Here is a 17,584-nt window from a genome sequence, read left to right on the forward strand (position 1 = left end):
ATGACGCTCCTGGTGTCGATGTACTACGCGCATCCGGACCAGCGGATCATCTGGTGGACGGGCATCGGCCTGAGCGGCGTGGTGGCCATCGTGCTCGGCACGGTCCGCAACCGCCCGCCGCACCCGCTCCCGTGGTACCTGCTCGCGGCGGCCAACCTCTCCTTCACCGCCGGCGAGGTCGCCGAGGTCGTGCAGACCGAACTGCTCCACCTGGTCAACCCGTTCCCCTCCATCGCGGACGGGTTCTACCTCCTCACCTACCCGCTCTACGCGGCCGGGCTGCTGGTCTTCGTCCGCCGCCGCAGCGCCGGCCGCGACCGCGGCAGCCTGCTCGACGCGCTCACCATCACCGCCGGGTTCGCGCTGCTGCTCTGGATCTACCTGGTGCTGCCCTCCGCGCAGAACTCCGAACTGACGTGGACTCAGAAGGCGTTCTCGATCGCCTACCCGCTCGGCGACATCCTGGTGCTGGCCCTGTTGCTGCGGCTGCTGGTGCCGCACGGGCCGCGCAGCTGGTCGCTGCGGCTGCTCACCGTCGGCACCCTCGGGATGCTCGTCTCCGACATCGCCTTCGGCCTGATCCAGCTGCACGGCATGTGGCGGATCGGCACGCCCGTCGACCTCGGCTGGGCCGCCTTCTACACCGCCTGGGGCGTGGCCGCGCTGCACCCCTCGATGGTCACCATGACCAGGCCCGCACTGCGCGCCCGCACCCCCGACGTGGCCCGCGGCCGGATCGTGCTGCTCACCTCCGCCGCGCTGGTCGCCCCGTCGATCCTGCTGGTGGACGCCTTCGCCGGGGACATCAGCAACGTCGGTGTGGTGGCCGCTTTCTCCGCCCTGCTCTACCTGCTGGTGCTGGCCCGCCTGGCCCTGGTGGTCTCCACCCACCGGGAGGCGGTGGCCCGCGAGCGGGTGCTGAGGGTGGCGGTCAGCTCACTGGCCGCCGCCACCCGGGTGGAGGAGGTCACGGTGGCACTGCGGGCCGCAGGGGCCGCGCTGCCCCCGGCCGAGCCGCGCCGCCGGGTGCTGCTCGGGCTGAGCGACCACGGCCGGGTCCGGTTCCAGCTCGCCCACGGCCGGGACGGCGACTGGCCGCTGCTCCAAGTACCGCGCGCCGTCCACCTGTTGGCCGCCACCAAACGCACCCACCAGTGCCGGGCCGCCGACCTCGGCGCCGAACTCTCCCGGGAGCTGGCGGGCGCCCCGCACGCGCTGGTCTGCCCGCTCGCCCTCCAGGACCGCCCGACCGGCGACCCGCTGATCGGCGTCCTGATCGTCGGCGGCGCCGAGCAGGAGCTGACCGCCCTCACCGACACCCTCGGCGCACTCACCTCGCAGGCCGCGCTGGCCCTGGAGCGGATCACCCTGAGCCAGGAGGTCAACCGCCGCAACAGCGAGGCCTACTTCCGCAGCCTGGTGCAGAACGCCTCCGACGTGATCCTGATCCTCGACGAGGACGACCGGGTCCGGTACGCCTCCACCTCGGCCGACCGGGTGCTCGGCCACCCCGGCCTGGTGGGCTCCCCGATCGTCGCCCTGGTGCCCTCCGAGGAGGCGCTCGCGGTGGTCGGCGCGCTGGAGAAGATGCGCGGCCCGAGCGCGCGCGAGCGCCAGGAGCACTGGCGGATGCTGCGCCACGACGGCGTGCAGATCGAGGTCGAGGTCCGGCACAGCGACCTGCGGGCCGACCCGACCGTGGCCGGCCTGGTGCTGACCCTGCGGGACGTCACCGAACAGCGCCAGCTGGAGCGGGAGCTGAGCCACCGTGCCTTCCACGACTCGCTCACCGGCCTGGCCAACCGGGTGCTCTTCCACGACCGGGTCACCCAGGCCTTCCGGCGCGGCGAGCGCGGCGGCCGGGCCGCCGGGGTGCTGCTGATCGACATCGACGACTTCAAGGTGGTCAACGACACCATGGGCCACAGCGTCGGCGACGAACTCCTGGTCGCCGTCTCGCTCCGGCTGGCCACCATGGCCCGGGCCTCCGACACCGCCGCCCGGCTGGGCGGCGACGAGTTCGCGGTCCTGCTGGAGGACGCCCTCAGCCCCGCCGACGCGGAGGGCTTCGCCGAGCACGTGATCCGCGCCTTCGACGAGCCGTTCCGGCTCAGCGGCGGCCCGCTGAACGTCTCGATCAGCCTGGGGGTGGCCACCACCGAGGACAGCGGCGACTCGGCCGAGCTGCTCACCCACGCCGACCTGGCGATGTACGCGGCGAAGGCGGCCGGCAAGCGGCAGTGGCGGCGCTTCCAGCCGTCCCTCCAGGAGGGCATGCTCGAACGCCACGAGCTCCAGGAGAGCCTGCACAGCGCCGTCGCCGGGTCCGCCTTCAACCTGCTCTACCAGCCGATCGTGGCGCTCGACACCGGCGGTCTGGAGGGCTTCGAGGCACTGGTGCGCTGGCCGCACGAGAAGCGCGGGCTGGTGCCGCCGGAGCAGTTCATCACGCTGGCCGAGGAGAGCGGGCAGATCGTCCCGCTGGGCGCCTGGGTGCTCCGCCGGGCCACCGCCGAGGCGGCCCACTGGTGGCCGGCCGGGCCGGTGGGGTCGGGTGGCCGCGGCGATCGGTACATCAGCGTCAACGTCTCGGCCCGTCAGTTCCGCGACCCGGGCTTCGTCGACGTGGTCCGGGAGACCCTCGACCAGGTCGGCATGGCGCCGGGCTCGCTGGTCCTCGAGTTGACGGAGAGTGTGCTGATGCGCCGGGACGACCGGGTCCGCGCGGACCTCATGGCGCTCAGCGAACTCGGCGTCCGCCTCGCCATCGACGACTTCGGCACCGGGTACTCCTCGCTCAGCTACCTCCGCGAGTTCCCGATCACCATCCTGAAGATCGACAAGTCCTTCATCGACGGCCTGGACGGCTCCCCGCAGCAGTACGCCCTGGTGGAGGGCATCACCAGGATCGCCGAGACCCTGGGCGTGCGGGTGATCGCCGAGGGCATCGAGACCGCCCGCCAGCGCGAGCTGCTGGTCAAGATGGGCTGCCCGCTCGGCCAGGGCTACCTCTTCGACCGCCCGATGGAGCCGGAGCGGGTCGAGTCCCTGGTGCGCGAGGGCGCCGACTACCGGTCGCTGACGGGCTCCGGAACCCCCTGAGCCCGATGGGGCCGTCGGCTAGGATCGCGGCCATGCCAGCGCCCAGCCAGTCACCGAGCCACGGCCGTCGCCGCGGCGACGCGGTGGGCTGGTGGGCGGCGCTGCTCCTGGTCCTCACCGTCGCGCTCTCGCACGGCCTGGGCGCCGAGGGCCCCTCGGGCCACCACCTGGCCGGAGTGGTCGTCCAGGCCCACGGCCACGGTGACACCGGCGGCCACGACCCCGGCCACCACGAGGGCGGCGGCTCCGACTCCTCCGAGGACGGGCACGGCATGCACGCCTGCCTGTCCGGACAGCCGGACCAGGGGGTCGACCTGCCCGCACCGGGCGCCGCCGTGACCCTCGCCCTGCCGGAGCCGGACGGGCTCCGCCACGCCGTCGGCGCGGTCGAACGGGCCGAGGCCAGGCCACCACCGGCTGACGGACCCTCACCCGGCAGACTGCGGATCTAGCAGGGCCCACCCGCGCGGCGTTCCACCTCTGGACGCTGGGCGGGTCGCGCCCTGCTCCGCCGTGCCCGCGTGCCGTCCCGCGATGTCCGCACGTACCGGAGCTCCGGAACACTGATTGCCAGATACCCCCCGGGGGTATAACTTAGCCATCGTCCGAGAGGGCGAACGAGAGCACGGGGAGAGCTCATGAACCAGCACCAGCACCACATGCACCACGGGCACCAGGCCGGCGGCGGTAGTTGGCGGGGCGCGGCGCAGGCGACCCTGCACTGCCTCACCGGCTGCGCCATCGGCGAGGTGCTCGGCATGATCATCGGAACCGCCTTCGGGCTCCACAACGGTGCGACCGTGGTCATCTCGATCGCCCTGGCCTTCGTCTTCGGCTACGCGCTCACCATGCGGGGAGTCCTGAAGGCCGGGCTCGACCTGGGCAGCGCGCTGAAGGTCGCGCTGGCGGCCGACACCGTCTCGATCGTCGTGATGGAGATCGTGGACAACTCGGTCATGGTCGGGGTGCCGGGGGCGATGGACGCGGGTCTGGACAGCGTGCTGTTCTGGATCTCACTGGCGATCTCCCTGGTGGTGGCCTTCCTGCTGACCGTCCCGGTGAACCGCTGGCTGATCGCCCGCGGCAAGGGCCACGCGGTGGTGCACGCCTACCACGGCGGCGGCCACGAGGGTCACGCCGGCCACGAAGGGCACGCGGGTCACGAAGGGTACGAAGCCCACGAGGGGCATCACGGTCACGAGGGTCATCACGGTCACGAGGGCCACGCGGGCCATGAAGGCCACGAGGGGCACCAGCACCACCAGCACCACTGACACCCGGCCTACCAGCACCAGTAAGGACACCACCGTGCACCCCGAGCCCCGCCGCCGCCGAGCCCCCGTGAGGGTGCTGCTCGTCCTGGTCGCGCTGCTCGGGGTGCTCGGCATGCACGGTCTCGGCGCGGTGCCCGCCCCGGCGGTGGTCGCGACGACGGGGGAGGAGCACCACGGGCGGCACGAGGCTCCCCAGGGCGGCGGTGGGCACGACCTGCACGCCGGGCCGATGTGCCTGGCGGGGGCGGTGGCCGCGCCGTTCGTCCCGCCGTCGCCCGGGGTGTCGCCGCTCGGGTCGGTGGCCCGGGAGGCCCGCCTGGCGGGCGGGTTGACAGGTAGTCGGCCGGAGGGCGGCCGGGCGCCGCCCGGCCTGGCGGAGCTGCAGGTCCTGCGCAGATAGGGGCGGCGGGTCGACCCAGCCAACCCGATCGATCCGACCGCAGGAGAACCAACACCCATGAACAGCAAGCTGATCCGTCGTACCTCGCTCGCCACCGCCGCGCTCCTCGCGGGTGGTCTGCTGCTGACCGCCTGCGACAGCGGCGGCGGCAGCGGCAGTGGCTCCGGGCACGCGGGCGGCCACGCAGGCGTCTCGGCCACGGCCTCGCCGACCGCTCCGGCGGCCGCCTCCGCGAAGCCGTACAACGCGACCGACCTGGCCTTCGCGCAGGGGATGATCCCGCACCACCGGCAGGCGCTGGAGATGGCCGAGCTGGCCGGCACCCGGGCCGCCGCGCCGGAGGTGAAGCAGCTCGCCGAGCGGATCCGCACGGCGCAGGACCCGGAGATCGCCACCATGTCCGGCTGGCTGACCACCTGGGGCGAGCAGGTGCCGCAGGCGGGCGGCGGTCACGCCGGCCACGGTGCCGGGGCGGGCGGCATGATGACCGAGGCCGAGATGGCCTCGTTGAAGGACGCCACCGGGGCGGCCTTCGACCGGGCCTTCCTGAAGCTGATGGTGGCTCACCACGCCGGTGCGGTCACGATGGCCGAGGAGGAGCGGGCGAAGGGCGTGTACAGCCCGGCGAAGGAGCTGGCCGGGGCCGTGATCAGCGGCCAGAGCGCCGAGATCGCGACCATGAACGGGCTGCTCGCGAAGGGCTGATCCCAGGAGGGCGGGGCGTCGGTGTCGGCGCCCCGCCCGGTGTGACGCGGGTCATACGATCGGGCCGATGAGTCCGGGACCGTCCGGCGGTCATGACTCATGAGAACGCGGATCGCGTACGGCACGAGAAGACAGGAACACCACCATGGCCGAGAACACCGTGAAGGGCCCCGCCAGCTACTTCCCCTCCATCGAGAAGAAGTACGGCCGCCCGGTCGCCGAGTGGCAGGAGCTGATCCGAAGCTCCCCGCTGACCAAGCACATGGAGCTGGTCGCCTGGCTGAAGTCCGAGCACGGTCTCGGCCACGGCCACGCCAACGCCCTGGTCGCCGCCACCCTCGCCGAGGGCAAGTAGCCGACGGGTCAGAGGAGTTCGAGCGGGCGTCCGCAGCGGAGGTTCCAGCGCCCGGTGCGGCCGGTCAGTTCGGTGGCGGTGAGCGGGGGGACGTCGATCCGCCAGAAGGAGGCCGGCGGGGCGCCGAGGGCGTGCAGGGCGGCGGCGCGCACCAGCTCGGGTTCGGCGACGGCCAGGACGCGGCCGTCGGGGTGGGCATCGGCCAGCGCGTCGAGCCAGGCGGCCATCCGCGCGCAGAGGGCGGTGAGCGGTTCGCCGCCGTGCGGGGCGGCCTCCGGGTCGGCCAGCCACTGGGCGAGGGCGGCCGGTTCGGTGGTTGTCAGCTCCTCCAGGGTGCGGCCGCGCCAGCGGCCCATCGACCAGGCCGCCAGGGCGGGCTCGGCGGTGGCCGGGAGGCCGAGCGCCTCGGCGGTCTCCCGGCAGCGGGCGGTCGGGGAGTGCACGCCGGTGCGGAAGTTGACGGAGTGACGGTCGGTTCGGAGCCGGGCCCCCGCCTCGGCCGCCCGGGCCCGTCCGGACGGGTCGAGACCTGCGCCGTCCTCGAAGGCCGCGGCCCGCAGCTCGGCACCGATGGCCGGTGAGATGAACGTCACCCGCGTGGTCACCCGTCACTCCCGTTCTGTCCAACTGCCGTCCCCCGACGCGGGATCGCGATCGGAGCGGCGCATTTCGCCGACGCCCGCGCCGTCCCGCACTCCCTTGGCCGCCGCACCCGAATGGCGGTACGGTTCGCAGCGACATGACGACGGCAGGACGGAAGCCGGTGGGAAACCGGCACGGTCGCGCCACTGTATGCCGACAGCGACCCACCTAGGTGCGGGAGTTGGCGGTGAGTCAGACCCGATGGCCGTCGTTCGAGCTCCAACAACCGGGACGCGAGTTCCCCCAAGGAGGTCCTGCCATGGCACAGGCCATCGTCTCCCCCGCCACCGAGGTGGCCGGGAGCCTTCCCGTTCGGGCGATCCTGCCCTGGGCGGCGTTCGTCGGCACCCTGATGCTCGTCGCGCTCTACTTCGTGGGCGCCGAGCAGGGCGCCACCTCCGTCTTCTCCGGTGCCGGTGTGCACGAGTGGGTGCACGACGCCCGCCACCTGCTCGGCTTCCCCTGCCACTGACGGAGCGCCACGTAACATGCCTGCCTCAACTGTCAGAAACCTCCTGGTCCGCGGCATGCTCGCGGGCCTGCTCGCCGGAGTGATCGCCTTCGCCTTCGCCTTCTTCGTGGGGGAGGGGCCGGTCGACCAGTCGATCGCCCAGGAGAGCGCCGCCTCGGCACCGCAGCACGTCCACGGCGGTGGCGACGCCGCCGCCCCGGCGGCTCCGGCCGCCGAGGAGGAAGAGGAGCTGGTCAGCCGGTCGCTGCAGTCGACCGCCGGACTGGCCACCGGTGTCCTGGTCTACGGGGTCGCGCTCGGCGGTATCGCCGCTCTGGTGTACAGCTTCGCGCTCGGCCGGATCGGCCGCTTCTCGCCCAGGGCGTCCGCCGCCCTGGTGTCGGCGGCGGCCTTCACCACCGTCTACCTGGTGCCGTTCCTCAAGTACCCGGCGACGCCGCCTGCGGTCGGCAACCCGGACACCATCGGGAAGCGCACCACGCTGTTCTTCCTGATGGTGCTGCTGAGCGTGCTGCTCGGGGTGGCGGCCCTGATCCTGGGCCGCCGTCTGGCGCCGAGGCTGGGCAACTGGAACGCCTCGGTGGTGGCCGGCCTCGCCTTCGCGGTGCTCGTCACCCTGGCGTTCGTCCTCCTGCCGGGCAACGGCGACGCGATCAAGGAGACCTTCCCGGCCGCCGTGCTCTGGAAGTTCCGGGTCGCCACCCTCGGCATCCAGGCCGTCCTGTGGACCGCCTTCGGGCTGGTCTTCGGCCAGCTGGCGGAGCGCCTCCTGGCACCCCGTCAGGCCCCGGCCGCCCCGGCCGCGGCAGCCGTCCCGGCCGCCTGAGCCACCCGCACCACCCGCACCACCCCTCGGGGCCTGCCGCACGCGCGACCGTCGGCAGGCCCCGAGGCACGTCCGGCCCCGGACCACCGTGCCGGCTGGCTCCCGGGCCTGTGGCTCGCTCTCGTGCGTCGGTGGCGACCACCAGGAAGTCCGTCATGCTCCGAGGGCAGGACTCCGCCGGGCGGCTGACTCTGGGTCAGCCGCCCGGCGGGGGTGGGGTGGGGCGGGGTCAGGCGGCGTTCGCTCCGCGACGCAGGCCGAGCAGCAGGTCGATGACCAGGAAGGCCAGCAGGGAGAGGCCGAACAGCGGGACGAACCAGCCGATCGGGATCGCCAGCAGGACGAGCACCACCGCGGCGACCGGGTTCTGCCGCCAGGCGCCCCGGGCGTAGGGGCGGCCCATCAGGCCGCCGGCCGGGCGGCGCTGCCACCACATCCGGTAGCCCAGCAGGATCAGGGTGATCACCGCGAGGCCGAGGGCGACCAGCACGATCTGGTTGACCAGGCCGAAGGCGAGGCCCATGTGGAGGTCGATGCCGTAGCGGGTGAGCTTGGCGGCCAGCGGGTAGTCGGCGAAGTCCAGCCGGGCGGTGATGTGCCCGGAGACGGGGTCGACCGCGATCTGGTCCAGGCGGTCGGGCACCTGACGGTCGATCTCCTTGACCGTGTAGGCCTTGCCGGCCTTCGCGGGCGGCGTGATCTCCAACGGGCCGTTCAGCCCGGCGCCCTGGGCGGTGGTCAGCACCTGGTCCAGGCCGACCGAGGCGGGCGCGGCCGCGTCACCGGAGCCGGCGGAGGAGCCCGCGTCACCGGAGCCCGCCGCCTGGTGCCCGGCGTGCTCGGCGCCGACGGTGGTGGAGAGCGCGGGGGTGGACCAGCTGAGCGAGGTGCGCAGGTCCTCGACGTTGGCGCCCGCGTAGGTGGACCAGGTCAGTCCGGTGGCGGAGAGGCCGAGCAGGCCGATCGCCGCCCAGAGGCCGACCGCGCCGTGCCAGGAGAGGGTGCGACGGCGTCCCGTCACCCCCGCCGCCGCGCCCGGCCGCAGGTAGCGCTTGCGGCGGCGGCCGATCCAGAGCGCCACCCCGCCGAGCACCACGACCCAGAGCCAGCTGGCGGCCAGCTCGCTGTAGAGCCGGCCGGTCTCGCCGAGCAGCAGGCTGGTGTGCAGCTTGTCGAGCGTGGCGCGCAGCGGCAGGGCCCCGGTGGAGCCGTAACTCTCCATCGTGCCTTGGACCTTGGCGGTGTACGGGTCGACGAAGACGGCCAGCCGGTTGCCCTCGGCCACGTTCGGCGAGTTGAGCAGCACCTGGGTGGTGGCCTCGCGGTCCTCGTAGGTGCGGACCACGGCGAGCTTGCCCTCGGGGTGGGCGGCGGTGGCGGCGGCCACCTGCTCGGAGAGCGGCCGCGGCGCGCTGCCGACCTGGGAGACCGTCAGTTGGTCGGAGTAGAGGACCTTCTCGATCTGGTAGGAGGCTCCGTACAGGACGCCGGTGCAGGCGGCGACCAGCAGGAAGGGCGCTATCAGGACGCCGGCGTAGAAGTGCAGGCGCAGCAGGAGCGGGCGCAGGCCGACCCAGAAGGGCGGTCTCGAGGGCGGCGGCGTCGCCGCGGCGGCGGGCGGTGCTTCGATGTCGGACAGCATGGAGGCAGCTCTCTCCGGCTCGGAGGTGACGTGGCACGGGCAGTGCGCAGCGGCGGACACCGGGGCGGCCTGAGGGCACGTCACGGCGGAGTGCGGGTCCGGCCGGTGTGCACGCCGGAAGGATCGCACCGGGGCGGGAGACCTGCCCATGAACCGGACCCGTGCTGCGTCATAACGGGACGCTCGGTCGGTTTTCTGGTGCGGCAGTGCGTACCGGAAGCGCGTGGGACTGCAGTGAACGTCACAGGTCAGCGCGCCCGCGGGTGGACCGGCAGGGCGCCGGGCGGATCGTTCGGGTACCCCAGGGGACCTGACGGAGTGTCCGGAGGGAGGGTTTTGCCCATCCGTTACCACCCTGGTGTGGGCATCAGCTGAGGCATGCCTTACTTTACTTGTGGGTGAGGGTGGCCTAAGTGCCCCTCACCCTCCCTCATGCCCGTCCCCCGCCCGTGGAGTCCGCTGATGTCCGTCCGTCGTCCGTACCTCGCCGCGCTGGTCACCGTCGCCGTGGCCGGGGTCGCGCTGACCGCCTGCACCGAGCAGAAGAAGGACGTCTCCGCCGACGGTGCCGTGCAGGTGAACGCGTCCGACTCGGCGTGCGAGGTCTCGAAGACCACCTTCGCGGCCGGCCCGGTCAACTTCTCGGTCACCAACAAGGGTTCGAAGGCCACCGAGGTCTACGTCTACGCGGCCGGCGACAAGATCGTCACCGAGCGGGAGAACATCGGCCCGGGCACCAAGGCGACCATCACCGCCGAGATCAAGGCCGGCGAGTACGAAATCGCCTGCAAGCCCGGCATGGTGGGCGACGGCATCCGCCAGAAGATCACCGTCACCGGTGACGCGGCGCAGGCCAAGAGCGACCCGCGGCTGACCGCGGCGGTCGCCGAGTACCGCAAGTACGTGCAGGAGCAGGCCGACGCCACCATCCCGCTGGCGCAGAAGTTCGCCGACGCGGTGAAGGCCGGCGACGTGGAGGCCGCCAAGGCCGCCTTCGCCCCCTCGCGGACCGGCTGGGAGCGCACCGAGCCGGTGGCGGAGAGCTTCGGTGACATCGACCCGAAGACCGACACCCGTGAGGACGGCCTGGAGCCGGGTCAGGAGTGGACCGGCTGGCACAAGCTGGAGAAGTCGCTCTGGGCCGACGGCAAGATCACCGACGCGGACAAGAAGCTGGCCGACCAGCTGGTCGCCGACCTGACGGACTGGCAGAAGGTGGTCGGCACCGCCGAGATCACCGCCACCTCGATGGCCAACGGCGCCAAGGAGCTGCTGGACGAGGTCGCCACCGGCAAGGTCACCGGCGAGGAGGACCGCTACAGCCACACCGACCTGCCGGACTTCAACGCCAACGTCGAGGGCGCGCTCAAGGCCTACCAGCTGCTCAAGCCGGTCGTCACGGAGAAGGACGCCGAGCTGGCCAAGACCCTGGACCAGGAGTTCGCGGCGCTGAACACCCTGCTCGCCAAGTACAACCAGGGCGGCGTCTGGACCTCCTACGACAAGGTCGGCGACGCCGAGCGCAAGACCTTCTCGGACGCCGTCAACGCGCTGGCCGAGCCGCTCTCCAAGCTCGCCGCCGCGACCGTCGTCAACTGAGGCAGAGGGACTGAGGGACAGTCATGACCGAGCAGCAGCAGGCGGCCGAAACCGCTGAGACCGACGCCGCAGTCGTCACCGGGACCGCAGGAGCTCCTGGCGTCAGCCGCCGGGCCGTGATCGGCTGGGCCGGTGCCGGGGTGGCGCTCGGCGCCGCCGCGGTGGGAACGGTGGCCGCCGCCACCCGGGACTCCGGGGAGGAGGCCGAGGCCGCCCTCAAGGCCGTCCCCGAGGTCTCGTTCTACGGGGAGCACCAGGCCGGCATCGCCACTCCCGTCCAGGACCGGCTGCACTTCGCCGCCTTCGACGTCTCCACCACCAGCCGGGACGCGCTGGTGCGGGTGCTGAAGGAATGGACCAAGGCGGCCGCCGTGATGACCGGCGGCCGCGAGGTCGGCACCGGCGCCACCGGCCTGGCGGAGGCCCCGCCGGACGACACCGGCGAGGCGCTCGGCCTGCCGCCGTCCCGGCTGACCCTGACCATCGGCTTCGGGCCGACCCTGTTCGAGAAGGACGGCGTGGACCGCTTCGGCCTCAAGGCCAAGCGGCCCGAGGGCCTGATCGACCTGCCGCCCTTCCCGCACGACAATCTGGACCCGGTCCGCAGCGGTGGCGACATCTGCGTGCAGGCCTGCGCCGACGACCCGCAGGTCGCCGTCCACGCGATCCGCAACCTGGCCCGGATCGGCATGGGCGTGGTGAACGTCCGGTGGTCCCAGCTCGGCTTCGGCAAGACCTCCTCCACCACCCCGGACGCGCAGACCCCGCGCAACCTGATGGGCTTCAAGGACGGCACCCACAACATCGCGGGCACCGACGACAAGACCCTGTCCGAGCACGTCTGGGCCGCGCCCGGCGACGGCCAGGACTGGATGACCGGCGGCTCGTACCTGGTGGCCCGCCGGATCCGGATGCACATCGAGACCTGGGACCGCACCCCGCTCAAGGAGCAGGAGGACATCTTCGGGCGCACCAAGCGCGAGGGTGCCCCGTTCGGGAAGCAGAAGGAGCACGACGCACCCGACCTCGCGGCCATGCCGAAGGACTCGCACGTGCGGCTGGCCCACCCGGACAGCAACGGCGGGGCCATGCTGCTGCGCCGCGGCTTCTCCTTCACCGACGGCACCGACGGCCTGGGCCGCCTGGAGGCGGGCCTGTTCTTCCTGGCCTACCAGCGGGACACCCGCAAGGGCTTCGTCACCGTCCAGCGCCGGCTGGCCGCCAACGACGCGCTCAACGAGTACATCCAGCACGTCGGTTCGGCGCACTTCGCCTGCCCGCCCGGCGTCCGCAAGCCCGGCGAGTGGTGGGGCCAGTCGCTGCTCGGCTGAGCTTCCCTGCCCCCCGTCACTAGATTCGAATCGGAGGACACGCGCGTGTTCGGCAACTACCTGATCGGCCTGCGCGAAGGTCTGGAAGCCAGCCTGGTGGTCTGCATCCTGATCGCCTACCTGGTCAAGACCGAGCGCCGGAAGGCGCTCCCCCCGGTCTGGACCGGGGTGGGCGTCGCGGTGGCGCTCAGCATGGCCTTCGGCGCGCTGCTCACCTACGGCTCCTCGCAGCTGACCTTCGAGGCCGCCGAGGCGCTCGGCGGCTCGCTGTCGATCATCGCCGTCGGCCTGGTCACCTGGATGGTGTTCTGGATGCGCCGGACGGCCCGTCACCTCAAGACGGAGCTGCACGGCAAGCTGGACGCCGCCGTCGCGATGGGCACCGGCGCGCTGGTGCTCACCGCCTTCCTGGCGGTCGGCCGGGAGGGCCTGGAGACGGCCCTGTTCATCTGGGCCGCCGTGGAGGCCACCAGCGACGGCGTCCGCCCGCTGGTCGGCGCCGCGCTCGGCCTGCTCACCGCGGTGGTGCTCGGCTGGCTGTTCTACCGCGGCGCCCTGAAGATCAACCTGGCCAGGTTCTTCACCTGGACCGGCGGCATGCTGGTGGTCGTCGCGGCCGGCGTGCTCGCCTACGGCGTGCACGACCTCCAGGAGGCCGGCTGGCTGCCGGGCCTGCACACCCTCGCCTTCGACATCAGCTCCACCATCCCGAAGGACAGCTGGTACGGCACCCTGCTCAAGGGCGTGCTCAACTTCCAGCCGGACCCGACGGTGCTTCAGGTCCTGGTCTGGGCGCTCTACCTGGTGCCGACGCTGGCGGTCTTCCTGCTCCCGCAGCGGACCCCGGCCCGGCCCGCCTCCCCGGCGCCCGCGGCCTGACCGCGCTCCTCCCGCCGCCGCGCTCCTCCCGCCGTACCCCGACCCGCCGCGCCACCGTGCGCGGCGGGTCGTCGTGCACGGCGGGTCGTCGCGTCCCAGACTGGTCGGCGGAGGTCCTTCCCATGTCAGACTGGCGTTCCCGCGCGGCCCGAGCCGGTCTGCGGCCGTTCTACCGCCCCGACGGCCGACCGGCCGACCGGGCGCCGGAGCACTCGATGGACCCCCGCTCCGAACGCGGCCAGCAGGAGCCCCGGGTCTCGCTGGAGCGCTCCGTGGTGGACGCCGCGGTCTACCGGGACGGGCACCGGATCGCCGGTGCCGACACCCTGCCCGAGGTCTACCGCCAACTGCCCGGCGAGCCGGGCACCATGGCCTGGATCGGCCTCTACCGCCCCGCCGAGACCCAGGTGCTGGAGGCCGCCGAACGCTTCGGCCTGCACGAGCTGGCCGTCGAGGACGCCATCGTCGCCCACCAGCGCCCCAAGCTGGAGCGGTACGGCGAAACCCTCTTCGTGGTGCTCCGGGCAGCCCGCTACCTGGACGAGAGCGAGCAGGTGGACTTCGGCGAGATCCACCTCTTCGTCGGCCCGCAGTTCGTCCTGACGGTGCGCCACTCGCAGTCCCCGGACCTCTCGGTGGTGCGGCGCCGCCTGGAGGCCGACCCGGAGCTGCTGGCGCTCGGTCCCGAGGCGGTGCTCTACGCCGTGCTGGACGCGGTGGTCGACGGCTACGCCCCGGTGATCGCCGGGCTCCAGCACGACATCGACGAGATCGAGACCGAGGTCTTCGGCGGCGACCCCGGGGTCTCCCGCCGGATCTACGAACTCTCCCGCGAGGTCGTCGAGTTCCAGCGCTCGACCAGGCCGCTGCTCGACATCATGGGCAGCCTGGAGGCCGGCTTCGGCAAGTACGGCACCGACGAGGAGCTCCAGCGCTACCTGCGCGACGTCGCCGACCACGCCACCACCGCCGCCGAACGGGTGGACGGCTTCCGCCAGTTGCTCCAGAACATCCTGCTGCTGAACGCCACCCTGGTCTCCCAGGCCCAGAACGAGGAGATGAAGCAGCTCGCCGAGGCCGGCCACGCCCAGAACAACGAGATCAAGAAGATCTCCTCCTGGGCCGCCATCCTCTTCGCCCCCACGCTGATCGGCACCGTCTACGGCATGAACTTCTCCCACATGCCCGAACTCGAGTGGGTCTACGGCTACCCCTTCGCCGTCGGCCTGATGGCCCTGGTCTGCACCGGCCTCTACCTGGTCTTCAAGCGGCGCGACTGGCTCTGAGGCGGTCCGGTTCCGGGCCCGCGGGCTGGCAGGATGGCGGGGTGGAGAACGCCGCTGAGCTGCCGAACCGGTCCGGGGTGCCCGAGCACGGGCGGGTGCCGAAGTACTACGCCGTGAAGGCGGAGTTGGAGGCCCTGCTGGAGGAGCTGGGGGAGGGCGGGGCGCTGCCGACGGAGCGTGAGCTGGCGGCCAGGTACGAGGTCTCGCGGGAGACGCTGCGGCAGGCGCTGCGGGACCTGCTGATCCAGGGGCGGGTGCGGCGGCGGGGACGGCAGACGGTGGCGGCCGGGCCGAAGCTGGAGCAGCCGCTCTCGCTGGCCAGCTACACCGAGGGGGTGCGGCGGCAGGGGAGGGTGCCGGGGCGGACCCTGATCGGGCTCGAACGGCTGGGGGCCGAGCGGCAGTTGGCGCGGCAGCTCGGGCTGGCGGAGGGGGCGCCGGTCTGGCACCTGGAGCGGGTGCTGCTGGCCGACGGCGAACGGGTCGGCCTGGAGAGCACCTACCTCTCGGTGGCCCGGCTGCCCTCGCTGGAGGAGGAGTTCGACCCGTCCTCCTCGCTCTACGCCTTCCTCACCGAGAAGCTCGGCATCGGCTTCGGCGGCGCGCAGGAGCGGATCGAGACCGTGCTGGCCACCCCGCGCGAGGCCCTGCTGGTCGGGACCCCGCCGGCCCTGCCGATGCTCCTGCTGCACCGCCTCACCCAGGACACCGAGGGCGTCCCGCTGGAGCGCGTCCGCTCGCTGTACCGGGGGGACCGCTTCAGCTTCACCACCCAGCTGGGGCCCGGCGCCTGACGGCCCGTGAGGCAGCTCGCGCGGGCCTTTTCGGTCACAGGAAGATAACGGGTCTGGACCGAAGTTCGGTCGGTGTTCATGCGGGGTACGGCGTCCGGGGGAGACCGCGCCACCGGCCGGCCGGACATTGGTCGGCGCCCCGCCCCGTTCCGACGCTTCCTCAGGAGAACGCTGTGACCGCAGGACTCCCCCGCCGCAGCGTGCTGTTCGGCACCGCCGCCACCGCCGCGGCCGCCCTCACCGCCGGCCCGCTCGCCCGGGCCGCGCTCGCCGCCACCGCCCTCACCCCCAAGGTGCTGGTCATCGGCCTGGACGGCACCATGCTCAACCGGATCAAGGACGCCGACGCCCCCAACCTGGACGCCCTGATGGCGGGCGGCATGACCTCCGCGAGCAGCCTCTACGCCAACCCGATGGCCGAGACCTCCTCCGGCCCCGGCTGGTCCACCATCGCCACCGGCGTCTGGCCCGACAAGCACAACGTCGTCAACAACAACTTCACCGCGCCCAACTTCGCCGCCTACCCGGACTGGCTGACCCGGGTCGAGAACGCCCGCCCGGGCCTGTCCACCTACGTGGTGGCCTCCTGGGCCTCGATCCCCAACACCATCTACTCCTCCAAGGTCGACACCCGGATCGCCACCCCCAGCGCCGAGTACGACACCGGCACCACCTCCCGCGCGGTGGCCCAGCTCCGGGACGCCAACCCGGACGCGGTCTTCGTCCAGCTCGACAACGTGGACCACGCCGGCCACGCCAGCGGCTCGGCCAGCCAGGCCTACCTGGACGCCATCAAGGGGGTGGACGGCCAGGTCGGCCAGATCGTCGCAGCCGTCCGCGGCCGCGCCACGTACGCCCAGGAGGACTGGCTGATCATGGTCACCGCCGACCACGGCCACACCCCGACCGGCGGTCACGGCGGCTCCACCTGGGAGGAGCGGCAGACCTTCCTCATCGCCAACGGCGGTGGGATGGCCGCCGGTTCGGTCCGCTACGACGTGCGGATGGTGGACATCGTCCCCACCGCGCTGGCCCACCTCGGCATCGCCATCGACCCGGCCTGGGGCCTGGACGGCGCCCCGGTCTCCACCCTCACCCCCGACGCCTTCGACTCGCTGCGCCCGCAGCTCACCGGCCGGGTGGACGAGACCGGCATCGCGGCCGGCGTGCTCGGCTTCACCCACACCCCGCCGAGCGGCTGGTCGGTCGACAACTCGGCGATGGGCACCGGCGGGGTCACCGAGTGGCGCGGCTGGTCCTTCACCACGGACGAGTTCTGGACCAAGACCCAGCGCGACCAGTACCGCGAGCTCAACGTCCGCTCCCGGAACGTGTTCGCGGTCGCCGACTCCGACGAGTGGGCCGACAAGTCCTTCTCGGGGAACTACGACACCACCCTGGTCAGCCCCGCCTACCCCGTCTCCGGCCTGACCACCGTCAAGGTCGAGCACACCTGCTACTACCAGCAGGAGGGCGCCCAGACCGCCAAGGTCCTCGCCTCCTGGAGCGGCGGCACCCCCGTCCAGATCGCCTCCTACAGCACCCTGGTGAACGGCCGTCAGACCCTCACCCTGACCGTTCCCGCTGGTGCCACCGACCTGCGCCTGCGGTTCCGCTACACCGGCAGCAACAACTGGTACTGGGTCCTGGACAACGTCCGGGTCTACGGCGCCTGACCGTTCAGGCGGTGGCGGCCTCCAGCTCCCGACGGAAGGTCAGGGCCGGGAGGCCGCCGCTCAGGGTCGTCTCCCCGGTGACGGTGAAACCCGCGCGGGCGAGCACGGCGCGGGAGGCCGCGTTGCCGACGGTGGTGGCGGCCCGCAGCGCGGTCAGCCCGTAGTCGGTCGCGGCCAGGGTGCACAGCCCTCGGACCGTGGTGCCGGCCAGACCGCGGCCGGCCGCCCGCTCCGCCACCCGGTAGCCGAGCTCGGCCTCCCCGTCCGCCACGTCCACCAGGTTGAACCGGCCCAGCACCTCGCCCGTGGCCTCGTCGACCAGCACGTGGAAGTAGCAGACCCCGGCGGTCTGTTCGGCCAGCAGGGCGTGGTGCCGCTCCTCGAAGTGCGCGAAGTACTCGTCGCCCCGGTCCGGCACGGAGGCGGCGAAGTACGCCCGGTTCGCGCGCTCGAAGGCGAGGACGGCGGGGCCGTGGCCGGCCCGGAGCAGCTGGAGGCGGTATGAGTCGAGCACGAGGGGACGGTACGTCATCGGGCCGTCGGGTGCCTCTCCCTTCCGGCGCGGCGATAGGCTCGCCCGCCGGGGCGAGTCCGAGGGGGA

At 72.7% G+C, this 17,584-nt stretch carries 16 protein-coding genes and 1 pseudogene; 14 read left to right on the plus strand and 3 right to left on the minus strand.

Going from position 1 to position 17,584, the window contains the following annotated elements; translation table 11 throughout:
* From ACZ6ZR_RS12775 to ACZ6ZR_RS12800, 6 genes and pseudogenes are all read left to right on the plus strand, one after another.
* Positions 1–3,102, plus strand: coding sequence for a putative bifunctional diguanylate cyclase/phosphodiesterase (locus tag ACZ6ZR_RS12775; RefSeq protein ID WP_465642105.1), 3,102 nt, complete (start codon positions 1–3; stop codon positions 3,100–3,102).
* A gap of 32 nt (positions 3,103–3,134) precedes the next feature.
* The gene (locus tag ACZ6ZR_RS12780; protein ID WP_465642106.1) at positions 3,135–3,554 is read left to right on the plus strand and encodes a hypothetical protein; all 420 of its coding nucleotides are present in this window, start codon (positions 3,135–3,137) and stop codon (positions 3,552–3,554) included.
* 186 nt (positions 3,555–3,740) lie between these two features.
* A pseudogene (locus ACZ6ZR_RS12785) lies at positions 3,741–4,217 on the plus strand (DUF4396 domain-containing protein); the annotation flags it as partial.
* Positions 4,218–4,410: 193 nt separating this feature from the next.
* On the plus strand, positions 4,411–4,776 hold the full coding sequence (locus ACZ6ZR_RS12790) for a DUF6153 family protein (protein WP_465642107.1): 366 nt from the start codon (positions 4,411–4,413) through the stop codon (positions 4,774–4,776).
* 57 nt (positions 4,777–4,833) lie between these two features.
* Positions 4,834–5,481 (plus strand): DUF305 domain-containing protein, encoded by a 648-nt coding sequence (locus tag ACZ6ZR_RS12795; protein ID WP_465642108.1) that lies wholly within the window; start codon positions 4,834–4,836, stop codon positions 5,479–5,481.
* A 145-nt stretch (positions 5,482–5,626) separates the two neighbouring features.
* Entirely contained in the window at positions 5,627–5,836 is a 210-nt protein-coding gene (locus ACZ6ZR_RS12800; RefSeq protein ID WP_465642109.1) for a DUF4287 domain-containing protein, read from the plus strand.
* An 8-nt stretch (positions 5,837–5,844) separates the two neighbouring features.
* On the opposite strand, the gene ACZ6ZR_RS12805 is transcribed toward ACZ6ZR_RS12800, so the two are convergent.
* Positions 5,845–6,441: a histidine phosphatase family protein gene (locus ACZ6ZR_RS12805; protein ID WP_465642110.1), complete on the minus strand. Its 597-nt coding sequence runs from the start codon at positions 6,439–6,441 to the stop codon at positions 5,845–5,847.
* Positions 6,442–6,737: 296 nt separating this feature from the next.
* On the opposite strand from ACZ6ZR_RS12805, the gene ACZ6ZR_RS12810 reads away from it, so the two are divergent.
* Both ACZ6ZR_RS12810 and ACZ6ZR_RS12815 read left to right on the plus strand, forming a co-directional pair.
* Positions 6,738–6,950 (plus strand): CbtB domain-containing protein, encoded by a 213-nt coding sequence (locus tag ACZ6ZR_RS12810; protein WP_465642111.1) that lies wholly within the window; start codon positions 6,738–6,740, stop codon positions 6,948–6,950.
* 16 nt (positions 6,951–6,966) lie between these two features.
* Complete coding sequence (locus ACZ6ZR_RS12815) at positions 6,967–7,776, plus strand: CbtA family protein (RefSeq protein ID WP_465642112.1); 810 nt, start codon at positions 6,967–6,969, stop codon at positions 7,774–7,776.
* Positions 7,777–8,005: 229 nt separating this feature from the next.
* Here the strand turns inward: ACZ6ZR_RS12815 and ACZ6ZR_RS12820 are convergent, their stop codons facing one another.
* On the minus strand, positions 8,006–9,418 hold the full coding sequence (locus tag ACZ6ZR_RS12820) for a PepSY-associated TM helix domain-containing protein (protein ID WP_465642113.1): 1,413 nt from the start codon (positions 9,416–9,418) through the stop codon (positions 8,006–8,008).
* 462 nt (positions 9,419–9,880) lie between these two features.
* Between ACZ6ZR_RS12820 and efeO the strand changes: the two genes are divergently transcribed.
* The 6 genes from efeO (at position 9,881) to ACZ6ZR_RS12850 (ending at position 16,983) form a co-directional block, all read left to right on the plus strand.
* The gene (efeO, locus tag ACZ6ZR_RS12825) at positions 9,881–11,017 is read left to right on the plus strand and encodes an iron uptake system protein EfeO (protein ID WP_465642114.1); all 1,137 of its coding nucleotides are present in this window, start codon (positions 9,881–9,883) and stop codon (positions 11,015–11,017) included.
* Between the two features lie 23 nt (positions 11,018–11,040).
* Entirely contained in the window at positions 11,041–12,348 is a 1,308-nt protein-coding gene (gene efeB, locus ACZ6ZR_RS12830; protein ID WP_465642115.1) for an iron uptake transporter deferrochelatase/peroxidase subunit, read from the plus strand.
* A gap of 45 nt (positions 12,349–12,393) precedes the next feature.
* Positions 12,394–13,227, plus strand: coding sequence for an iron uptake transporter permease EfeU (gene efeU, locus ACZ6ZR_RS12835; protein WP_465642116.1), 834 nt, complete (start codon positions 12,394–12,396; stop codon positions 13,225–13,227).
* A 122-nt stretch (positions 13,228–13,349) separates the two neighbouring features.
* Positions 13,350–14,513, plus strand: a complete 1,164-nt coding sequence (locus ACZ6ZR_RS12840) for a magnesium and cobalt transport protein CorA (RefSeq protein WP_465642117.1) — start codon at positions 13,350–13,352, stop codon at positions 14,511–14,513.
* A 41-nt stretch (positions 14,514–14,554) separates the two neighbouring features.
* Positions 14,555–15,307 (plus strand): GntR family transcriptional regulator, encoded by a 753-nt coding sequence (locus tag ACZ6ZR_RS12845; RefSeq protein WP_465642118.1) that lies wholly within the window; start codon positions 14,555–14,557, stop codon positions 15,305–15,307.
* A 173-nt stretch (positions 15,308–15,480) separates the two neighbouring features.
* Entirely contained in the window at positions 15,481–16,983 is a 1,503-nt protein-coding gene (locus tag ACZ6ZR_RS12850) for an alkaline phosphatase family protein (RefSeq protein ID WP_465642119.1), read from the plus strand.
* 4 nt (positions 16,984–16,987) lie between these two features.
* Here the strand turns inward: ACZ6ZR_RS12850 and ACZ6ZR_RS12855 are convergent, their stop codons facing one another.
* The gene (locus tag ACZ6ZR_RS12855) at positions 16,988–17,515 is read right to left on the minus strand and encodes a GNAT family N-acetyltransferase (protein WP_465642120.1); all 528 of its coding nucleotides are present in this window, start codon (positions 17,513–17,515) and stop codon (positions 16,988–16,990) included.
* Between the last annotated feature and the right edge of the window lie 69 nt (positions 17,516–17,584).

Source organism: Kitasatospora sp. NPDC088742, assembly GCF_055584905.1.

Bases quoted from the DNA above. Each gene is read 5' to 3' on its own strand.
- ACZ6ZR_RS12775 (WP_465642105.1), top strand. From the start codon at position 1: ATGACGCTCCTGGTGTCGATGTACTACGCGCATCCGGACCAGCGGATC.
- ACZ6ZR_RS12780 (WP_465642106.1), top strand. From the start codon at position 3,135: ATGCCAGCGCCCAGCCAGTCACCGAGCCACGGCCGTCGCCGCGGCGAC.
- ACZ6ZR_RS12795 (WP_465642108.1), top strand. From the start codon at position 4,834: ATGAACAGCAAGCTGATCCGTCGTACCTCGCTCGCCACCGCCGCGCTC.
- ACZ6ZR_RS12800 (WP_465642109.1), top strand. From the start codon at position 5,627: ATGGCCGAGAACACCGTGAAGGGCCCCGCCAGCTACTTCCCCTCCATC.
- ACZ6ZR_RS12810 (WP_465642111.1), top strand. From the start codon at position 6,738: ATGGCACAGGCCATCGTCTCCCCCGCCACCGAGGTGGCCGGGAGCCTT.
- ACZ6ZR_RS12815 (WP_465642112.1), top strand. From the start codon at position 6,967: ATGCCTGCCTCAACTGTCAGAAACCTCCTGGTCCGCGGCATGCTCGCG.
- ACZ6ZR_RS12820 (WP_465642113.1), bottom strand. From the start codon at position 9,418: ATGCTGTCCGACATCGAAGCACCGCCCGCCGCCGCGGCGACGCCGCCG.
- efeO (WP_465642114.1), top strand. From the start codon at position 9,881: ATGTCCGTCCGTCGTCCGTACCTCGCCGCGCTGGTCACCGTCGCCGTG.
- efeB (WP_465642115.1), top strand. From the start codon at position 11,041: ATGACCGAGCAGCAGCAGGCGGCCGAAACCGCTGAGACCGACGCCGCA.
- ACZ6ZR_RS12840 (WP_465642117.1), top strand. From the start codon at position 13,350: ATGTCAGACTGGCGTTCCCGCGCGGCCCGAGCCGGTCTGCGGCCGTTC.
- ACZ6ZR_RS12855 (WP_465642120.1), bottom strand. From the start codon at position 17,515: ATGACGTACCGTCCCCTCGTGCTCGACTCATACCGCCTCCAGCTGCTC.